The sequence below is a fragment of the Acinetobacter sp. ABJ-A23_2 genome (assembly GCF_044538765.1).
Lineage (GTDB): Bacteria > Pseudomonadota > Gammaproteobacteria > Pseudomonadales > Moraxellaceae > Acinetobacter > Acinetobacter nosocomialis_A.
In genome coordinates this window covers 29,680-46,625 of record NZ_JBIUCP010000024.1, presented here as the reverse complement: position 1 = coordinate 46,625, position 16,946 = coordinate 29,680, and the positions used below count along the sequence as shown (strand labels likewise).

At 42.3% G+C, this 16,946-nt stretch carries 13 protein-coding genes; 5 read left to right on the top strand and 8 right to left on the bottom strand.

The window, feature by feature from the left end; genetic code table 11:
• Window positions 1-159 precede the first annotated feature (159 nt).
• The 4 genes from ggt to ACH63V_RS10105 form a co-directional block, all read right to left on the bottom strand.
• Complete coding sequence (gene ggt / locus ACH63V_RS10120) at window positions 160-2,145, bottom strand: gamma-glutamyltransferase (protein WP_396463422.1); 1,986 nt, start codon at window positions 2,143-2,145, stop codon at window positions 160-162.
• 305 nt (window positions 2,146-2,450) lie between these two features.
• Window positions 2,451-3,974 (bottom strand): DHA2 family efflux MFS transporter permease subunit, encoded by a 1,524-nt coding sequence (locus ACH63V_RS10115; protein WP_004703256.1) that lies wholly within the window; start codon window positions 3,972-3,974, stop codon window positions 2,451-2,453.
• Between the two features lie 6 nt (window positions 3,975-3,980).
• The gene (locus ACH63V_RS10110) at window positions 3,981-5,132 is read right to left on the bottom strand and encodes an EmrA/EmrK family multidrug efflux transporter periplasmic adaptor subunit (RefSeq protein WP_002052058.1); all 1,152 of its coding nucleotides are present in this window, start codon (window positions 5,130-5,132) and stop codon (window positions 3,981-3,983) included.
• 267 nt (window positions 5,133-5,399) lie between these two features.
• Window positions 5,400-5,897 carry a thioesterase family protein gene (locus ACH63V_RS10105; RefSeq protein WP_396463429.1) on the bottom strand — a complete coding sequence of 166 codons (498 nt, stop codon included), beginning with the start codon at window positions 5,895-5,897 and terminating at the stop codon, window positions 5,400-5,402.
• Between the two features lie 142 nt (window positions 5,898-6,039).
• On the opposite strand from ACH63V_RS10105, the gene hemB reads away from it, so the two are divergent.
• Together hemB and ACH63V_RS10095 are read left to right on the top strand one after the other, a co-directional pair.
• Window positions 6,040-7,053: a porphobilinogen synthase gene (gene hemB, locus ACH63V_RS10100; protein ID WP_396463421.1), complete on the top strand. Its 1,014-nt coding sequence runs from the start codon at window positions 6,040-6,042 to the stop codon at window positions 7,051-7,053.
• A gap of 25 nt (window positions 7,054-7,078) precedes the next feature.
• Window positions 7,079-8,194 (top strand): NAD(P)/FAD-dependent oxidoreductase, encoded by a 1,116-nt coding sequence (locus ACH63V_RS10095; protein ID WP_396463420.1) that lies wholly within the window; start codon window positions 7,079-7,081, stop codon window positions 8,192-8,194.
• Here ACH63V_RS10095 and ACH63V_RS10090 read toward each other — a convergent pair.
• Together ACH63V_RS10090 and ACH63V_RS10085 are read right to left on the bottom strand one after the other, a co-directional pair.
• Window positions 8,186-9,091: a TIGR01777 family oxidoreductase gene (locus ACH63V_RS10090; protein ID WP_396463419.1), complete on the bottom strand. Its 906-nt coding sequence runs from the start codon at window positions 9,089-9,091 to the stop codon at window positions 8,186-8,188. The two genes, ACH63V_RS10095 and ACH63V_RS10090, sit on opposite strands and share 9 nt — an antisense overlap.
• An 82-nt stretch (window positions 9,092-9,173) precedes the next feature.
• Window positions 9,174-9,626, bottom strand: coding sequence for an ABZJ_00895 family protein (locus ACH63V_RS10085; protein WP_107972257.1), 453 nt, complete (start codon window positions 9,624-9,626; stop codon window positions 9,174-9,176).
• Between the two features lie 374 nt (window positions 9,627-10,000).
• On the opposite strand from ACH63V_RS10085, the gene ACH63V_RS10080 reads away from it, so the two are divergent.
• A complete protein-coding gene (locus tag ACH63V_RS10080) occupies window positions 10,001-10,381 on the top strand; it encodes a VOC family protein (protein WP_396463418.1) in 381 nt (126 codons plus the stop codon).
• Window positions 10,382-10,455: 74 nt separating this feature from the next.
• Here the strand turns inward: ACH63V_RS10080 and ACH63V_RS10075 are convergent, their stop codons facing one another.
• Complete coding sequence (locus ACH63V_RS10075; RefSeq protein ID WP_396463417.1) at window positions 10,456-10,929, bottom strand: OsmC family protein; 474 nt, start codon at window positions 10,927-10,929, stop codon at window positions 10,456-10,458.
• 163 nt (window positions 10,930-11,092) lie between these two features.
• On the opposite strand from ACH63V_RS10075, the gene ACH63V_RS10070 reads away from it, so the two are divergent.
• Entirely contained in the window at window positions 11,093-12,361 is a 1,269-nt protein-coding gene (locus ACH63V_RS10070; protein WP_192834604.1) for an exonuclease SbcCD subunit D, read from the top strand.
• Between the two features lie 9 nt (window positions 12,362-12,370).
• Window positions 12,371-15,967, top strand: coding sequence for an AAA family ATPase (locus ACH63V_RS10065; RefSeq protein WP_396463416.1), 3,597 nt, complete (start codon window positions 12,371-12,373; stop codon window positions 15,965-15,967).
• 121 nt (window positions 15,968-16,088) lie between these two features.
• Here ACH63V_RS10065 and ACH63V_RS10060 read toward each other — a convergent pair whose 3' ends face one another.
• Complete coding sequence (locus tag ACH63V_RS10060; RefSeq protein WP_396463415.1) at window positions 16,089-16,931, bottom strand: undecaprenyl-diphosphate phosphatase; 843 nt, start codon at window positions 16,929-16,931, stop codon at window positions 16,089-16,091.
• Window positions 16,932-16,946: the final 15 nt, after the last annotated feature.

The following is a 16,946-nucleotide window of genomic DNA, read 5'->3' as shown; positions in this document are numbered from 1 at the left end:
ATGTCTGCACATCATAGCATAACTAAAATAAAATGCTGTGCATTTTATCAACACTCTGCTACTGATGAACATACTTACATAATTGAGTGCCTTTTGTTTTTTTCAAGGCCCCTTATAAAAAAAGCTGCCAAAAATGACAGCTTTTTTTTAAAGCCTGCTCTATAAAGCACCATTGCCTAACACGATCCCTTCACGGCGTGGGTCTACCCCACCTGCGTATTTACTTTGATTATTTATATTTACTTTCATAATCGTTGAAATACCACTGGTTTGCGCAGTGTTAGAGATGCCATGCCCTTTTGCTTTTAAGCCTTCAATTAGGTCAACTAAGGAAAGCTGTACATTCGAGCTATCCACATTGGTGTTTTTGCTATTGGTTGCGCCAAAGTTTACAAGCGAAGTGGCCTGCTGTGCATTTAAGTTCCAGTCCAATGCACCCACCAAAGTTTTAACCACATATTGAATGATGGTACCGCCACCTGGTGAACCTGTTGCCATATAAAACTCATCTGGCGTGGTGCCTTTAAACACTAAGGTTGGCGCCATAGTACTACGTGGGCGTTTGCCGCCTTCTACACGGTTAGCAACTGGTGCCCCAGTGCTGTCATAAGGGTTCGCGCTAAAGTCAGTTAATTGGTTCGACAGCAAGAACCCATCCACCATGTGGAATGAACCCATGCTCGATTCAACAGTCGATGTCATTGAAACCACATTGCCATAGGCATCTACTATCGTGAACTGAGTCGTGCCATGTTCAACAGTGGTGTCCACACCTGCCGCTGTATTGAAATTACCTGCTGGTGCTACGCCCATACTTTGGTTCGGGTTAATCAGTGCTGCACGCTGCTTCAAGTAATTTTTATCAATAAAACTTGGAATACCCTGTGCCGGCAAACGAACAAAGTCGGTATCTGCCACATATTTGTCACGGTCGGCGTAGGCCAAACGCTCTGCTTCAGATACTAAATGCACGCCCATCACATCCGGCACACCACCTTCATTTTCAGAATTTTTAGGTGGATACAGCGACATATCAAAGTTTTCTAAAATACCCAGTGTTTGCGCAACTGCAATTCCTCCCGAAGATGGAGGCGGCATGGTACAAACATAGTAACGGTCACGGTACGTCGTACAAATCGGGTCGCGTTTTTTCACCTGATAGTTCGATAAATCCTGCAAGGTCATCAAACTTGGGGTAATTGGAGTCCGTGCTGGGTCATCCCCCACCGTTTGGCCTGCTTTTGCCACAATGGCTTGCGCAATAGGCCCGGTGTGCAGTGCATTTGCCCCTTGTGAAGCAAGTGCTTCAAGCGTTCTGGCATAGGCTTTATTGGTCATGGTCTCACCGACTTTACGTGGTGATCCATCTGGGTAGAAATAGGTTGCCATTGCATTTGCATCGAGCGCTAAGCTGCTTGCATTACTTGTAATCGCATCTGCCAAACGTCCCGGTATACGGAAACCGTTGTCAGCCAAACCAATCGCTTCACCAAAAAGCTGGTTCCACTTAAGTTTGCCATGTTCTTGTTGCGCTTGTTCCAGTAAACGCATCACACCCGGCACACCAATCGAGCGACCACTACGGCGCGCACTTGGTACTGGTGCCAGTGAATTTGGGTCATATATATCTTGGCGAATTAAATAAAATTCGTTGGCTGCGGCTGGTGCGGTTTCGCGGCCATCATACGCCGTGACTTTCTTGGTTTTGGCATCGTAATACATCATAAAACCACTGCCGGCAATGGTACTCGACTGTGGCTCGACTAAACCAAGCACTGCTTGTACCGCAACGGCTGCATCGACTGCGCTACCGCCTGCTTTTAAAACATCACAACCTGCTTTTACCGCAAGTGGCGTATTTGCCACCACCATATATTTATCTGCGTATTTAACCGTGTTACCGAGTCTATAACCCGATGCACCCTCTGGCGCGGCGTGGTCACCATTTTGGTTTGAACCGACCACCACGCTTGAACCGTCTTGTGCCAGTTTGCTACAACTGGTCGGATCATTATCTACAATTAAATTGGGCGGGGTTGTATTTGAATCATCCTTGGGCTGATCTGACGAGGAGTCATCTCCACATCCTTGTAATAAACCGACTGCTAATAAACTACTGAACAAAAATGAATATCTTTTATTCACGTGATAACTCCAATATATACGCCTGCCTATCCATGCAATTGCCATGCAAGCTTCTTTGTTTTCAGGTCTTCAGTTTTTTAATCTTTGATAAAAATAAAGTTTTAATAATATTAAATGATTGAAGGCATTAATCCTGTGCCCTGTGTTATGCCTCCTTGCTTGATATCACACTCTTTTATAACTGATTTGCTCAACTCTGGCATGTTTTATTTCTTTAAATGTAGATGAAATCTGCTATTTATAAATTCACTCATTTTTTAGTAAGCCTAAAAAAAGCACCTCCGAAGAGATGCTTTTTTTTATGTTTAGTGAGAAGGCATGCCGCTGACCTGTTTGGGTTTTGGACACAGCCAAATCACTAATCCCGCAAAGACAAACACGATCGCAAACAGCAAAAATACATGGTTTGCCGACATGGTAATGGCTTCTTTATCGACAAGGTTAGAAATGATTCCTAAGGTCGAATCAGTCGTAAAACCATTTTGCAGAAGGTTGTTTTGTACTTCAGTTGGGTTCAGGTTTGATACCATTTCACTACGGGCAACTTTAGCGTGGTCGTCCCAGACTGTCACTGCAATTGAAGCACCAATCGCCCCTGCCATGGTTCTTAAGAAGTTCATGAGGCCCGCAGCAGATGCAATTTCTTGCTGGAGTACCGAACCAAGTGCGATGTTGGACAGTGGAATAAAGAAGAACGGTACAGCAAAACCTTGCAGGATTTGCGGCCAAGCCAGTGACATAAAGTCGGCATCTGTAGTCCAGAATGCCCGCATTAAGGTCACTATACCCAGTAAAATCAAACCAAAACTTGCAAGTGCTCGCGGGTCATGTTTGGTCGAGAGCTTTGCCACAATCGGTGACATGGTCAAACTACCAAAGCCCATGGTTGCGGTTAAATAACCGGCCCACGTCGCGGTATAGGAAAGGTTCATTTGCAGCCACTGCGGTATCAATACAATACTGCCAAAGAATGCGCCAAAGCCAAGTGACAAGGCCAGTACCGATATGGCAAAGCCCCTATGCCTAAAGACTTTGACATCTACCACGGGGTGCTTGTCGGTGAGTTCCCATATCAGGAACACCACAAAGCCAATGGCAGCAGTTAAGCCTAACACCACAATGCTGGTACTATTAAACCAGTCACGTTCATGCCCCAAGTCGAGCATAAGCTGTAGCGCACCAATCCAAAGTACCAACAGTCCTAAACCAACCGTATCAATTTTTAAAGAAATGGTTTCTGTTTCAGCTACTCTTAACAAGCGCATTGCTGCTAATACACAGACAATACCGACAGGTAAGTTAATAAAGAAGATCCAGTGCCAAGACAAGTTGTCACTAATCAGACCGCCTAAAATTGGTCCTAAAATTGGCCCCACGACGGTAGTCATTGCCCATAGCCCCATCGCCTGTGCATGTTTTTCCTGAGGGAAAATACGCATAAGCAAGGTTTGGCTGAGTGGCATAAGTGGACCACCACAAAGGCCCTGCCCAATACGGAAAAACACCAGCATTTCTAGTGATGTCGCCAAACCGCACAGGAAAGAAAAGACCGTAAAGCCAATTAAACCAAAAATAAAGACCCGAACCGTTCCAAAGCGACCAGCAAGCCAGCCTGTTAAAGGTACACAAATCGCTTCTGCAACTGCATAGGACGTAACAACCCATGTCCCTTGTGTACTTGAAACAGCAAGGTTACCGGTAATATGTGGTACAGAGACGTTGGCAATGGTCGTATCAAGCACGACCATAAAGTTCGACAAGGCAATAACAAACGCTGCCAGTAGTAAACGGCCACCGCTTAACTCGGCAAAAGGTGTTTGCGTTTTCATAAGCGTTTACTTCGCAGATAAGTCGACTTTTGCTTCCATCGACAAGCCAACACGCAGTGGGTGTTCAGCAAGTTCTTTCGGGTCAAGTGCAATACGAACCGGTAAGCGTTGAACCACTTTAATCCAGTTACCTGTTGCGTTTTGAGCCGGAATTAAGGCAAAGGCAGAGCCTGTACCACCAGAGAAGCCTACCACTTTGCCATGGTATTCAACGTCATCACCGTATAAATCTGAAGTCAGTGTCACTGGTTGACCTGGACGGACTTTTTTCAACTGACTTTCTTTAAAGTTAGCGTCTACATATAACTCATTCAGCGGCACAATCATCATCATGCTGGCACCCGGTGCAACGCGTTGACCCACTTGAATATTACGACGGGTAATGACACCATCGACTGGGGCACGAATTACGGTACGTTCTAAGTCAAGCTGAGCTTGTTCAACATGGGCTTGTGCAACTTGTACATCCGGAGTCGATGTTTCGCTTACACCCTGAATTAAGGCTTCATTTGCAGCTAAAGTACTTTCAGCAGCTTTACGGCTTGAAGACGCTTGCGCTAAACCAGCTTTGGCAAGCTCTAGCCCTGCTTTAGCTGTTTCAACCGCACTTTGTGCTTTAGTCAGTTCTTCTTTAGACACTGCACCAGAAGCAGCAAGCTGCGCACGGCGGTTGAGTTCTAAAGCTGCTTTGTCGTAGTCGGCCTGTGCTTGTGCAACTTGTGCTTTGGCACTGTTAATTTCGTCAGCACGCACCACAACTTGAGAGTTTAAAGAACTACTGTTTGCCGCAGTCTGTTTGTATTGGCGTTTTGCTTTAGCAAGTTCAGCCTCAGCTTGAGCCAATGCAATTTTGGCATCACGGTCATCAATACGAACCAGCACATCACCCCGATGTACTGTTTGAGTATCATTTACCAAAACCTGAGCGACCTGACCGCTCACCATTGAGGTAATTTGCGCGGTTTCTGCACCGACATAAGCATTATCTGTACTCACCGAGTGATTTAAAAATAATGCCCAAATTGCATATAAAATAGCGGCGATCAATAAAATCAGCGCAAAAAAACCAAGAAATTTTTTGCGCTTGTTTTGGTTGTTGTCATCCGAGGCAGATGTTGTTGGCACTGTTTCTTGTACATTGCTTTGTGCATCAGTCATGGTATGTTCCTAAAGATGAGTTGGCTTTGCCATCAATCTCGCACTACACCTTGTTATAGAGTTTTTATTATTCTATGAACAAGACATATCGCATTGTCAAAGCAGTCAATTTTAACGCTAAAACCTCATGATATGAGAATAAAAAAATATAACTCATGCGTTCGTTCTAATTAAATTAATGTTTATCTCAAGATTTTTATGAAAATTCCAGCTTTTCAAGCACTAAAAAAAGCGCACATGGCGCTTTTAAATAGTTCAATTCATCGCCTAATAGGCATATGAAGCGATACCCGCAGCGATGGCTTTATCTTCATCATTGACCATCGTCATACGCATAGTGCAGCCCTTACGACCTAAACGTAACACTTCCGCGCGTGCAATAAAATACTTACCGCGTCCCGGCGCCAAATAATCTACACGCATATCGACAGTTGCCAAGCGCGATACTTGCTTAATGGTTTCGGTTAAAGTTTCTGGAGTCGAACGGCGATAGAGATGTTCCATTGCCACAATTCCACCAATACTGTCGAGCAAAGTTGCAGCAACGCCGCCATGCAAAATCTGAAATGCCAGATTACCAATCAGATTGGGTTGCATCTCGATATAGCCTTCAATGTGACCATCTACCACACGCATAATCATTCCACTATGCTTAAAAAAAGGAGAGCTATTAAACGCCTTACATAACTGGCTGAGCACCACAGTTAGGTCAGTTTTTGCACCTAATTGTATGTTCCCCGTCCAATTTTTCTTTTCATCACTCATACGTTGCCTAAATTTAAAAGCATGATAAACACCCATAATTTTGTACAAATCCAGCATTATGGGGCTACAATACAGCAGTCGGTTGACAGTAATGGAATATCCGCCAACCTATCCTAGTGTAATACCGAACATCGAGATTGTTATGACTTATACGTTCAATCGTCCTGCATTTCCAGCTACTCGCATGCGCCGTATCCGTAAAAATGACCAGTTGCGTGCGATGGTCAGCGAAACACAGCTCACTACCAATCACTTGATTTATCCAGTATTTGTATTACCGGGACAAAATCAGACCCAAGATATTCCAAGTATGCCGAACATTCAGCGTTTGTCGGCAGATTTGTTACTGAAAAAAGCTGAAAGACTTCTAGAATTAGGCGTATCAAAACTGGCTCTTTTTCCAGTTACCCCGCAAGAAGATAAAAGTCTTACCGCAGAAGCTGCATGGCGTGAAGATGGTTTAGTACAAACTACCTGCCGTTTGCTTAAAAAAGAATTACCAGAAATGGTGTTAATCACTGATGGTGCTCTCGACCCATACACGACGCATGGTCAAGACGGCATTATTGATGAAACAGGCTATGTGCTCAATGACGAGACTGTAGAATGCTTGATTAAACAAGCCTTAAGTCACGCAGAAGCAGGTGCCGATGTCGTTGCACCAAGTGACATGATGGATGGCCGTATTGGCGCGATTCGCCAAGCTTTAGAAGCCAATGGCCACATCTATACCAACATCATGGCCTACTCTGCAAAATATGCATCTAGCTTCTATGGTCCGTTCCGTGATGCTGTTGGCTCTGCAACCAACCTAAAAGGTGGTAATAAATATAACTACCAGATGGACTTTGGTAATCGTGCCGAAGCTTTACACGAAGTTGCGCTAGATATTCAAGAAGGCGCCGACATGGTGATTGTAAAACCAGGCATGCCATATCTGGATGTAGTACGTGAAGTGAAAGATACCTTTGGTATTCCGACATTCATTTACCAAGTGAGTGGCGAATACGCAATGTTAGCGGGCGCAATTCAAAATGGCTGGTTATCAGATTCAGTCATTTTAGAATCACTCATGTGCTGCCGCCGTGCTGGTGCAGACGGGATCTGGACTTACTTTGCAGAAACCGCTGCCGAAAAACTCAAGGAAATGAACTAAGTTCGCAGAGAAAGGATAACACTGCATGCATATTGCAATCATTGGCGCGGGCATAAGTGGATTAATGTCTGCGCTGGAGTTGGTTGAACAAGGCTGTAAAGTCAGCATTTTTGATCAACAACAAGCGGGACAAGCAGCCTCTTGGGCTGGCGGAGGAATTCTCTCTCCGATGTACCCGTGGCGTTATGTGCATGCAGTGAACCAACTCGCTCAATTTGGCAAGGCCTCTTATCAAGCATGGAACCAAAAGCTCTACCCTGTTACAGGGATTGATTTTGAAATTCATGACACAGGCATGCTGATTTTTGATGAAGAAGATTTTGACATTGGACTTTCCTACGCCGAGCAGCATCAAGAACCGATGCAGCGCTGTGAATATTTACAGCGAGATGCGCTAGAACAAGTCAACCCGCATATTTCCGATCAGTTCCAAGAAGCGATTTATTTCCCTGAACTGTCTAATATCCGTAATCCACGCGTTTTACAGTCCCTGATTAGTTATTTAAAACAACATCCAAAAGTTGAATTTTTTGAGCACTCTGCTGTTAAAAAACTGATTCAACATGGCGACGTTATACAAGCCATACAAACCGAAGATGGTCGCAAACACACAGCAGATCATTTTGTAATAACTTCGGGCGCTTGGAGCCATTACTGGAACTCACAATTACAACTCGAAATTCCAGTCGAGCCTGTTCAAGGTCAAATGCTGTTATTTAAAACCCCTGCTCATTGGCTACCGACCATGTGTATGAATCGAGTGATGTATCTCATTCCACGTATGGACGGTCATATCGTGTGTGGGTCTAGCATGGCACATCGTGGTTTTGACACTTCTACCGACGAAACTACCCAGCACAACATTTTAGAAGCGTGTTTAGAAATGGTGCCTGAACTGGCCGATTTCCCGATTGTACAGCGCTGGGCAGGCCTCAGACCAAGTTCACCAAATGGTGTTCCCTACATTGGCAAAATGCCTGAAATAGATAACCTGTGGGCAAACTTTGGTCATTTTAGAAATGGGTTATGTATGGGCGCAGGCTCTGCACAATTGCTCCGTCAGCTTATGCTGGGTCAACCGACATTAGTGGATGCTAAAGCATATTCACCAGAGCGTTTGCAAAATAAAATCTTAGCCTGACGCAAGTACATTCTCTAAAGCCATTTTTAATTGAGGATAAGCAAACTCAAATCCTTCAGCTTGTAAGGCGGCGGGTTTAACGTATTGACCATTTAAGATCAATTGCGATTGCTCTCCCAACAAACAGCGAAAAACCGTGCTTGGCGCCGACAACAGTGGTTTCTTATTGAGTACCGCAGCAGCTTGCTCAACAAATACCCTTTGGGTCACATTTTCTGGTGCTACCACATTATGAATTTGAGTAGATTGGGGGTGTTTAAATATAAACTCGATGGCATTTAACACATCTTCAATGTGTACCCAAACTACAGGCTGACGCCCATGACCAATTTGCCCCACTAAATTGAGTCGAATAGGAAATAACATTTTAGGCAAAATGCCACCACCCTTACCAAACACTACGCCTAAGCGAATAATTTTAGTGTTTTGCTGAGCGTCTGCTAAAGCTGCTCGTTCCCACTCTTGGCAAAGTCGAGACATAAAAATAGGTTGTGGTGAGCTTTGTTCGGTGCACACCTCTGCCCACTTTTCTTGATCGTCTATACCGTAATAGCCAATCGCTGAACCAGAGACAATCACTTCGGGGAAAATTTGAGATTGCTGGAGCCACACATAAAGTTTTCGGGTCGTATTTACACGGCTTTCAATGAGTTGTTTTTTACGTGACTCAGTCCAGCGTTTCTCACCAATATTTGCCCCAGCCAAATTCACTACATAGTCAATTTGACGTGTCGAAATATCTTCAAACTTTTGTACCCACTGTAAGGCAGGATGGTCAGATTCCTTTCCAGCCTGCCGTGTCACAGCAATCACGTTATAATTTTTTTGTAATAGGAACTTAATTAAATGCGTTCCGATAAAACCACTGGCACCAGTGATTAATACATTCTTATTCATATTTCCTCCAAAACGAGGACAGCAGTTTTATTTCATTATATAAGGATCATTTAGATCTAATCTTAGCTGTTTTTGTAGTGTTCTATTGCACATTCAACATTTTGTCTGCCATTCGCTGTGCTTGTTTGCCATAGAACCAGTAAGTAATTAAGTAAAGTGGAATAGCTAACATTAAAATCATAATCACCATGATACTTAAGAACTGAGGCTGCTTGAGGTAAAGCATAAAGTTTTGCAAAATCTCAGGGTCTTGTCTTGAAAATAAAAACAGACCAAACAAAACACCACACAAGTTATAGCCCCAAAAAATTAGGGTAAAGCCTAAAGTAAATTTCTTTTTTTCTGGTACAGTCGGAGCACGGCGTTCTTTTTTTAAAAATCTAAACAAGACAAAAATCATTGCACCTAAATATGGAACGGCTGTTAAAATACCACCTACACTCGCTGGCAATAGTGCTGCAACAACGCCTACAATTAAGGTAAGTACGATGCATATAGCAAAAAACCAGAGAAAGTAAGAACGTAATTTGGTCATATTTTTGCCTAATTTATGGGTTCAAAAAATAATTATAAATTTTTTTCGATTTTTTTTCATTTTTCTGTCAACCAATCCTGATCTCTTGACGTTATATAGGGTAACAAGGTCGCAGCAACCGAATACTTCCTTTGCACGGCATCCGCAAAATTGTTTCGGTGACCTTTCATTACGACTCTTTCTTCCTTCGGATTAGGTTTTGTTAGCAGCCAAACCCTTGATGAAGTCTTTGACCGACGATTCTCTCATCACTCGAATCGTCGGTTTTTATTTTCTAGCACTTTCATTTTACGCTCAACATACACAATCGTTATTTCATAGCCATGAAAGTCATGCGTATACTTTTTACACCATAAAAATATGTTTTTAATAATATGAACAACATTGCCTATTTTGAAATCCAGTCTTCAAACCCTGCCCGCGATGCGCAGTTTTACCAAGCTGTGTTTGGTTGGCAATTTAAATTAGATCCAAACTTACCCATTGAATATTATCGTATAGAAACGCCGTCACTCATGGGTGGATTATTAAAGCGCCCTGCCGCCCAAACTCCGCCAATGGAATATGGCACCAATGCATTTACCTGCTCGGTTCAGGTCGAAAATTTCGATGAAGTGGCTGCAAAAATTTTAGAGCAAGGTGGTATTGTCGCGATGGATAAATTCGCCATTCCCGGTCGTGCTTGGCATGGCTACTTTGTCGATTTAGACTACAACGTTTTTGGTATTTTCCAAGTCGATGAAAATGCAGCTTAAAGATCTTATTTAACGACTCTATTTATTTTTAATGTATAGCCACCGCCTTGTTATCGGTGGCTATTTCATATTATTTATTCGGCAAAGCTAAAACTTGCTTCACATGTAATTGGGAAATTCACCGAATTGGCAATCATGCATTCGTGATGTGCTTCTTCATGTAGTTTTGCTGCAAGCTCTGGGTCAGCACCTTTTTCTAAAACAACCTCAGGCCTTAAAATAATTTGGGTAAAATGACCACGTTTAACTGGATCTGCATCTTCCATAAAACCAAGTGCATGATCGACATAACTCAACACATGAATATGATTGACTGCACACAGGTGTAAATACCAAAGCTTATGACAAGCTGAAGCAGAAGCCACCAATAAATCTTCTGGATTCCATCTGGTCACATCGCCCAAATAAGCAGGGTCTGATGAACCTTGAATAGTAACTTTTTGAGGATGTTGAATACTAAAATCGCGTTTATATGAACGATAAGATGAAGTACCTGTACCCGTATTGCCTTCCCACTGTATTTTTACTTCATATTTATGAATGGTCATTTTGTTCTCAAAGTTCATGGTTTAAGTCGATAGTAACAAAGCAGAGCTTAAGGAGACAAAATAATTCAGATTTCATTGCTGGCTTAAATAACGAGCACTTTAAAATGTCTTGATAAAATCTCCTGCCAATTTATGCTAACGTATCTGTGTTTATTTTGGCTTGATGTCTGTTTCTATGTCCGTACATTTTCTACATACTTCTGACTGGCATTTGGGGCAGTTTTTTTATAATCATTCACGCCACTACGAACACCAACAATTTTTAAGCTGGTTACTCACTCAAATTCAAGAAAAACAACCGCATGCCCTGCTCATTGCTGGCGATATTTTTGATGTCATTAACCCGGGTTCTCAAGCACAAAAACAACTCTACCAATTTTTAGCAGATGCACACCGTATTGCACCACACATGCAAACACTCATGATTGCGGGTAACCATGACTCAGGCTACCGTATTGAACAGGTCGAGCCACTATTAGAAAAATACAACGCAAAAACCGTGGGCGTGGTTCGCTGGAATGAAGACAAAACCCTAGACCTCGATCGACTACTTTTACCTATTTATAATCAAAATCAAGATATTGTAGCGTGGTGCCTTGCCTTGCCTTTTTTACGCTCGGCCGAAATTACGGGCTTTAATGAACATACCACTAACAGTAAAAATGCGATTGCCTATTTGCACCAGCAACTCATTGCAGAAGCCAAACGTCGTAAAACACCAGACCAAGCCCTTATTTTAATGTCGCATGCCCACATGCAAGGTGGAGAAACATCTGACTCTGAACGTCCAATTATTATTGGTAATGAAGAGGCACTTTCAACGACTTTATTTGAAGATGCTGTTGACTACGTGGCTTTAGGGCATCTACATAAACCACAAAAAGTGGGTCAGCCGCACATTCGTTATAGTGGCTCGCCAATTCCACTTTCTTTTAGTGAAATTAACTATAAACACCAAGTGGTTGAAGTCAAAATTGACCCAGCTCAAGAGACAGACAACCGTTTGCAATTTGAAGCTGTCGAAATTCCACGTTGCATACAATTGCACCGTATTCGTGGTGAATTAAACGAAGTGCTGCAACAACTCAAAGCATTGCCAAACGGTGTGATTGAGAATATTGACCACCGTGAATATGTCGATATTGAATATTATAGTTTAACGCCACCACAGCCGAATTTACGTCAGCAGTTTGAAGCGGCTCTACCACCTGACCGCTACCGTTTAGTACGTATTTCACGTCAATATGTGAATAAAGACACCACCGATTCAAATACCACTCAGCAAATCGCTCTTGAACCGCCAACACCAGAAAAACTCTTTCAAAATATCTGGGAAAAACAAGGTTACAGCGCCGATGATGCGGTCTTAAAAGATTTTCTGAGTCTGGTACAAGAAGCACAAAAAAATCTTGAAAATGATGCAACCCCTTAAGGATATGTCATGAAAATTTTATCCATTCGAATAAAAAATCTGGCATCTCTTTCTGATGAACACTTTATTGATTTTGAAAGCGCACCTCTGGCCCATGCAGGTCTCATTGCGATTGTGGGAAAAACTGGGGCTGGTAAGTCGACTATTTTAGATGCGATGTGTCTGGCCTTGTTTAATCGGGTTCCTCGCCTTAAAGACAGCGATGGCAAATTAAAAGATGTTGATGGTTCAGAGTTATTCACTAACTCACCTTTGACTGTATTACGCCGTGGTACAGGACATGGTTTTGCTGAGCTTTGCTTTATTGCACAAGATCAAAAACGCTATTTGGCACGTTGGGAAATTAAACGCGCCCGTGAAAACCCAAATGGTAAATTACAAAGTGTACAGCGCCACTTAAAATGCCTGACTGATGGTGTAGTGCTTGCCGACAAAGCCAAAGCAGTCGATGAAAAAGTTAAACAAATTACCCAACTTTCATTTGAACAGTTTACTCGTGCCGTATTACTTGCGCAGTCCGAAGTCACTGCATTTTTAAAAGCACGAGACAGCGAACGTGGTGAATTACTTGAGTACCTAACCAACTCCAGTATTTTTGCTAAAATTGGTGAACTGGCTTTTCGTAAAACAGCAGATATTGCAAAGCAGCGTAAACAGCTTGAAGAGTTCTTAGGCCACATTGAAATTTTGTCTGATGAAGAGATTGCTGCATTTACCGAGCAATATCAGCAAGCCGAGCAAAACCATCAACAGTTAGAACAACAAAAACATGTCTTAGACAAACAACAACAATGGTTTGAACGTAAAGCAAAACTTGAGCAAGAAGTTCAGGCTAAACAGCAACAGTTTCAAACCCAGCAAAATCATCATCAACAATTGGCTAGTGAACGTGAGCAATTAAAACGACTCGAAGTTTTCTCTGAAATACGCCCACAAGTTTTTCAGCAAGCTCAAAATTTACAAACACTACAACAACTTGAGCCACAAATTCAGCAAGCTCAGACCAAATTTAATGACCTGCTACAAGTTTTTGAAACGGAACAAAAACAATATCAACTTGCAGAAAAACAGCTCAAACACACGCTCGATTTTGAGCAACAGCATCAACATGCTTTAAATCAAGTTCGACAGTCCATTCAAGAACGCGCTTTTATTGCCGATGAATATAAAAAGTGCAAAGAAAAAAGAAACGTACTTGAGCAAAAACTCAGTCCACTGCACCAGCAGCAAAACACTGTGCAACAGCACATTTCACAGCTTGAGCAAAACCAAATTCATCTACAACAGCAGCTGATCCAGACTCAGCAATATGCTGTATTGGACAAAGGCCTTTCAGCACATCTACATCAGCTCGGGCAATTTATTCAAAATTACCAAGCAATTGAACAGCAGCTCGGAAACCCTACCCTTGCTCGCCAAAAGCTATCGGAAGCTAAAAGTGAACTTGAACAACTGACAGCTTCACACGGTACAGTTGAACAAATTGAGTTAAAGCTTGAACAGCAACGTAAAGACAAAGAACAAAAGCTTGCTCAAGTCACGCAGTTAGATCTTATTCAGCAAAAAATAAAAATTTATCATGAGCTATATGCTGAGCTTCAGCAATTCTCTGAAAAACAAACTCAAGTATCAGCCCAAGAGCAGCAACTTAAAACCGTTTGCCAGTTAGCTGAACAAGAATACCAAACAGCAAAAACTGAACGTGAAAAGTTACAGCACATTCTGCAACAGCAGCGTTTATTACACACCGAAAATATTGAGCAGTTACGGGCCAATCTTAAAGATGGCGAAGCTTGCTTAGTGTGTGGAAGCACACACCATCCCTACCGTGTTGATGACAGTGCAGTTTCCAAAGCTTTATTCGACTTGCAGCAACAGCAAGAGCAACAAGCTATTGCATTAGAGCAAACTAAATTTAATGCATGGCAAACCCAACAGCATGCACTTACTCAGTGCTGTGCCGAACTTGAACAGGTTCAGAAGTACTTAACTCAACTTCAAGTCAAACAAACAAACTTACAGCAAGAACTTGAGCAGCAATTCAGCCTCAATCAGTTACACATTGAGCTTAATCAAGCTCCTGAAAAAATCTTGCAAACACTTAATGAGCTTAGACAAGCTGCGCAAACTGTTTTAAGTTCATTTGACTCAGAAAACTTGCGTTTAACCCAAGCCATTAAACAACACAATCAGCTTGTTCAATCTATTCAGCGTAATGAAAGCTTGCTCAATACGGCACAGCAATGGCAACAACAAGTTCAACATATTGTTGAGTGTTTATCGGAAACTGAACAACACGCATGGCAGCAAGCAAGTAGCCAAATAGCTAAGCAAACTTGGACTATTCTTGATGCACGTGCGAAACAACTTGAGCAGCAAGAACAGCTTTCACAGCGTTTTGAACAACAGCAACAAGACCTTAAAATGTTAGCTGCTAACCTTGAGCAATTAACCAAGCAAATTGATGAGATCGATCAAAATCTCAAAGAGATTACACTTAAAGGCCAACAAAATAATGAAAAAGCGGTGTCACTCATTCAACAAATGACAGGCCATGGTGATATTAAACCGCACGAATGGTTAATTGAGCACGACGCTAAACGTCAGCAGCAACAAACGGCGTATCATGAAGCTAAACAACGCTTCGAACAAACTAGACAGCACTTTGAGCAGCAAAAACAAGCTCTCGATCAACTTAAACATCAACATCAACACACTGCGGGGCATCAGCAGCAGGTTGATGAGCAAATTCAAAACTGGTTAAAAGCCCACACTGATTTTCAAGCATCTGATCTTACAGGGCTCATGCCGATCAATTCCGCCCAAGAGCAAGACATTCGTAACCGTCTTAATCATGCCGAGCGTTTATTAAGTGAAGCTTCTTCTGCCCTAAAAACCATGCAAGAGCAATTGAGTGAGCATTTACAAACTCAGCCAGATATTGAGCATGAAAAGCTTGTGAGTCTCATTCAAGACAATATTGCAGAGCTTAAAGCCCAACTTGAAGCACGTGATCGACTGAAGCTTAAGCTCGAAGTACATCAGCAAAACCTTGCGAAGCAGCAACAATACGCCGAACAAATTCAAAACATTCAGCAAGAAGAACATCGCTGGAGCAAAATTTCAGGTTTGATTGGTGACGCTAAAGGTAAAGAGTTCCGTGACTATGCCCAGCAGTATCACCTCGATATTTTAGTCGAACATGCCAATCAACAACTGGCGATGCTATCGCAACGTTATACGCTAAAACGCCTAGATCAGTCCTTAAGTTTAGCGATTATTGACCATGACATGGATGGAGAAACCCGCTCGGTCGCATCTTTATCTGGCGGCGAGTCGTTCTTAACTGCCCTTGCCTTGTCTTTAGCGATTGCCAATATGGCCTCGGGCTCAATGAAAATTGAATCGCTGTTTATTGATGAAGGCTTTGGTACTTTAGATGCCTCATCTTTGCACATGGTGATGAATGCTTTAGACCAATTGCAAAATCAGGGACGCCAAGTCATTCTCATCTCACACATTCAAGAAATGCATGAGCGTATTCCTGTACAAATTCAGGTAAAACCACTCGGCGCGGGTGCAAGTACCATTGAAGTCGTAGGTTAATTTAATCTAGGTACTTATCTTAAATTTAATTGAATCTTATATAACAAAGGGGCGTATCATTTACGCCCCTTTTTTTCTTGTATGGTCTTGTACTAATTTTTTATTTTTAAAACATTAAAAATTAATTCACGCAGAGAACGACAATCGCAAAACCAATACAGTACAGACCAAACAAATGCCAACGGCCATGTTCTAACCATGAAGACAACCATTTCAATGCCAAAAGACCAGCACCAAAGCTAAAGCACATACCTAACAAGCTTGGAACCATCGAATGGAACACTTGTCCATGAGCTACGGTTTGTAAGCCTTGAGCGTGAACTAAACGATATAATTCTTTTAAAATCACTGCTGGTGTCAATACTACAGCCAACGCAAAACTGAACTCTTCAGCCTTTTGGCGAGATACACCTAAAAATAGCCCTGTAGAAATGGTTGCACCTGAACGTGAAAAACCACGGAAAGGTAAACATAACGCCTGCACTGCCCCAATAATAGAAGCACTACGCAAACTGATTTCACCCTGCTGACCACGATCTAAACGCGAAGATAAAATAATAAGTACACCTGCCGAAATTAGTGCAGCAGCCATTAATTTTGAGTTACTAAACAAATGCTCAATTTCGAAACTGCTCGCACCACCGAAAAACACATGTTTAATAATAGATTGGAGTGCTAAACCGAGCACGCCTGTAATGAACGTTGCCAAAATAATATAGAAGGCTTGTTTTTTGAAACTTTCCCAAGAAGAAAAATAGGTTTTTTTCCAAGATTTCCAAAAGTAGACGATCACTGCAAACATCGTACCTGTATGCAACATTACAAGTAAGAAGGTCATGTCAGGTGCAGATGGATCATACCCCATTAACTTTTCAGCTAAAATAACGTGTGCGGAACTAGAGACCGGCAATAATTCAGCAAAACCCTGAATGACTGCCAGAATGAAAACATGCAATAAATCCATACATTACGCACTCAA

What these genes read in the sequence shown, in the direction of transcription:
- ACH63V_RS10095 (WP_396463420.1), top strand. Translation starts at nt 7,079, where the DNA reads ATGCATATTGCAATCATTGGCGCGGGCATAAGTGGATTAATGTCTGCG.
- ACH63V_RS10105 (WP_396463429.1), bottom strand. Translation starts at nt 5,897, where the DNA reads ATGAGTGATGAAAAGAAAAATTGGACGGGGAACATACAATTAGGTGCA.
- ACH63V_RS10085 (WP_107972257.1), bottom strand. Translation starts at nt 9,626, where the DNA reads ATGACCAAATTACGTTCTTACTTTCTCTGGTTTTTTGCTATATGCATC.
- ACH63V_RS10080 (WP_396463418.1), top strand. Translation starts at nt 10,001, where the DNA reads ATGAACAACATTGCCTATTTTGAAATCCAGTCTTCAAACCCTGCCCGC.
- ACH63V_RS10110 (WP_002052058.1), bottom strand. Translation starts at nt 5,132, where the DNA reads ATGACTGATGCACAAAGCAATGTACAAGAAACAGTGCCAACAACATCT.
- ACH63V_RS10060 (WP_396463415.1), bottom strand. Translation starts at nt 16,931, where the DNA reads ATGGATTTATTGCATGTTTTCATTCTGGCAGTCATTCAGGGTTTTGCT.
- ACH63V_RS10075 (WP_396463417.1), bottom strand. Translation starts at nt 10,929, where the DNA reads ATGACCATTCATAAATATGAAGTAAAAATACAGTGGGAAGGCAATACG.
- hemB (WP_396463421.1), top strand. Translation starts at nt 6,040, where the DNA reads ATGACTTATACGTTCAATCGTCCTGCATTTCCAGCTACTCGCATGCGC.
- ACH63V_RS10070 (WP_192834604.1), top strand. Translation starts at nt 11,093, where the DNA reads ATGTCTGTTTCTATGTCCGTACATTTTCTACATACTTCTGACTGGCAT.
- ACH63V_RS10065 (WP_396463416.1), top strand. Translation starts at nt 12,371, where the DNA reads ATGAAAATTTTATCCATTCGAATAAAAAATCTGGCATCTCTTTCTGAT.
- ACH63V_RS10115 (WP_004703256.1), bottom strand. Translation starts at nt 3,974, where the DNA reads ATGAAAACGCAAACACCTTTTGCCGAGTTAAGCGGTGGCCGTTTACTA.
- ACH63V_RS10090 (WP_396463419.1), bottom strand. Translation starts at nt 9,091, where the DNA reads ATGAATAAGAATGTATTAATCACTGGTGCCAGTGGTTTTATCGGAACG.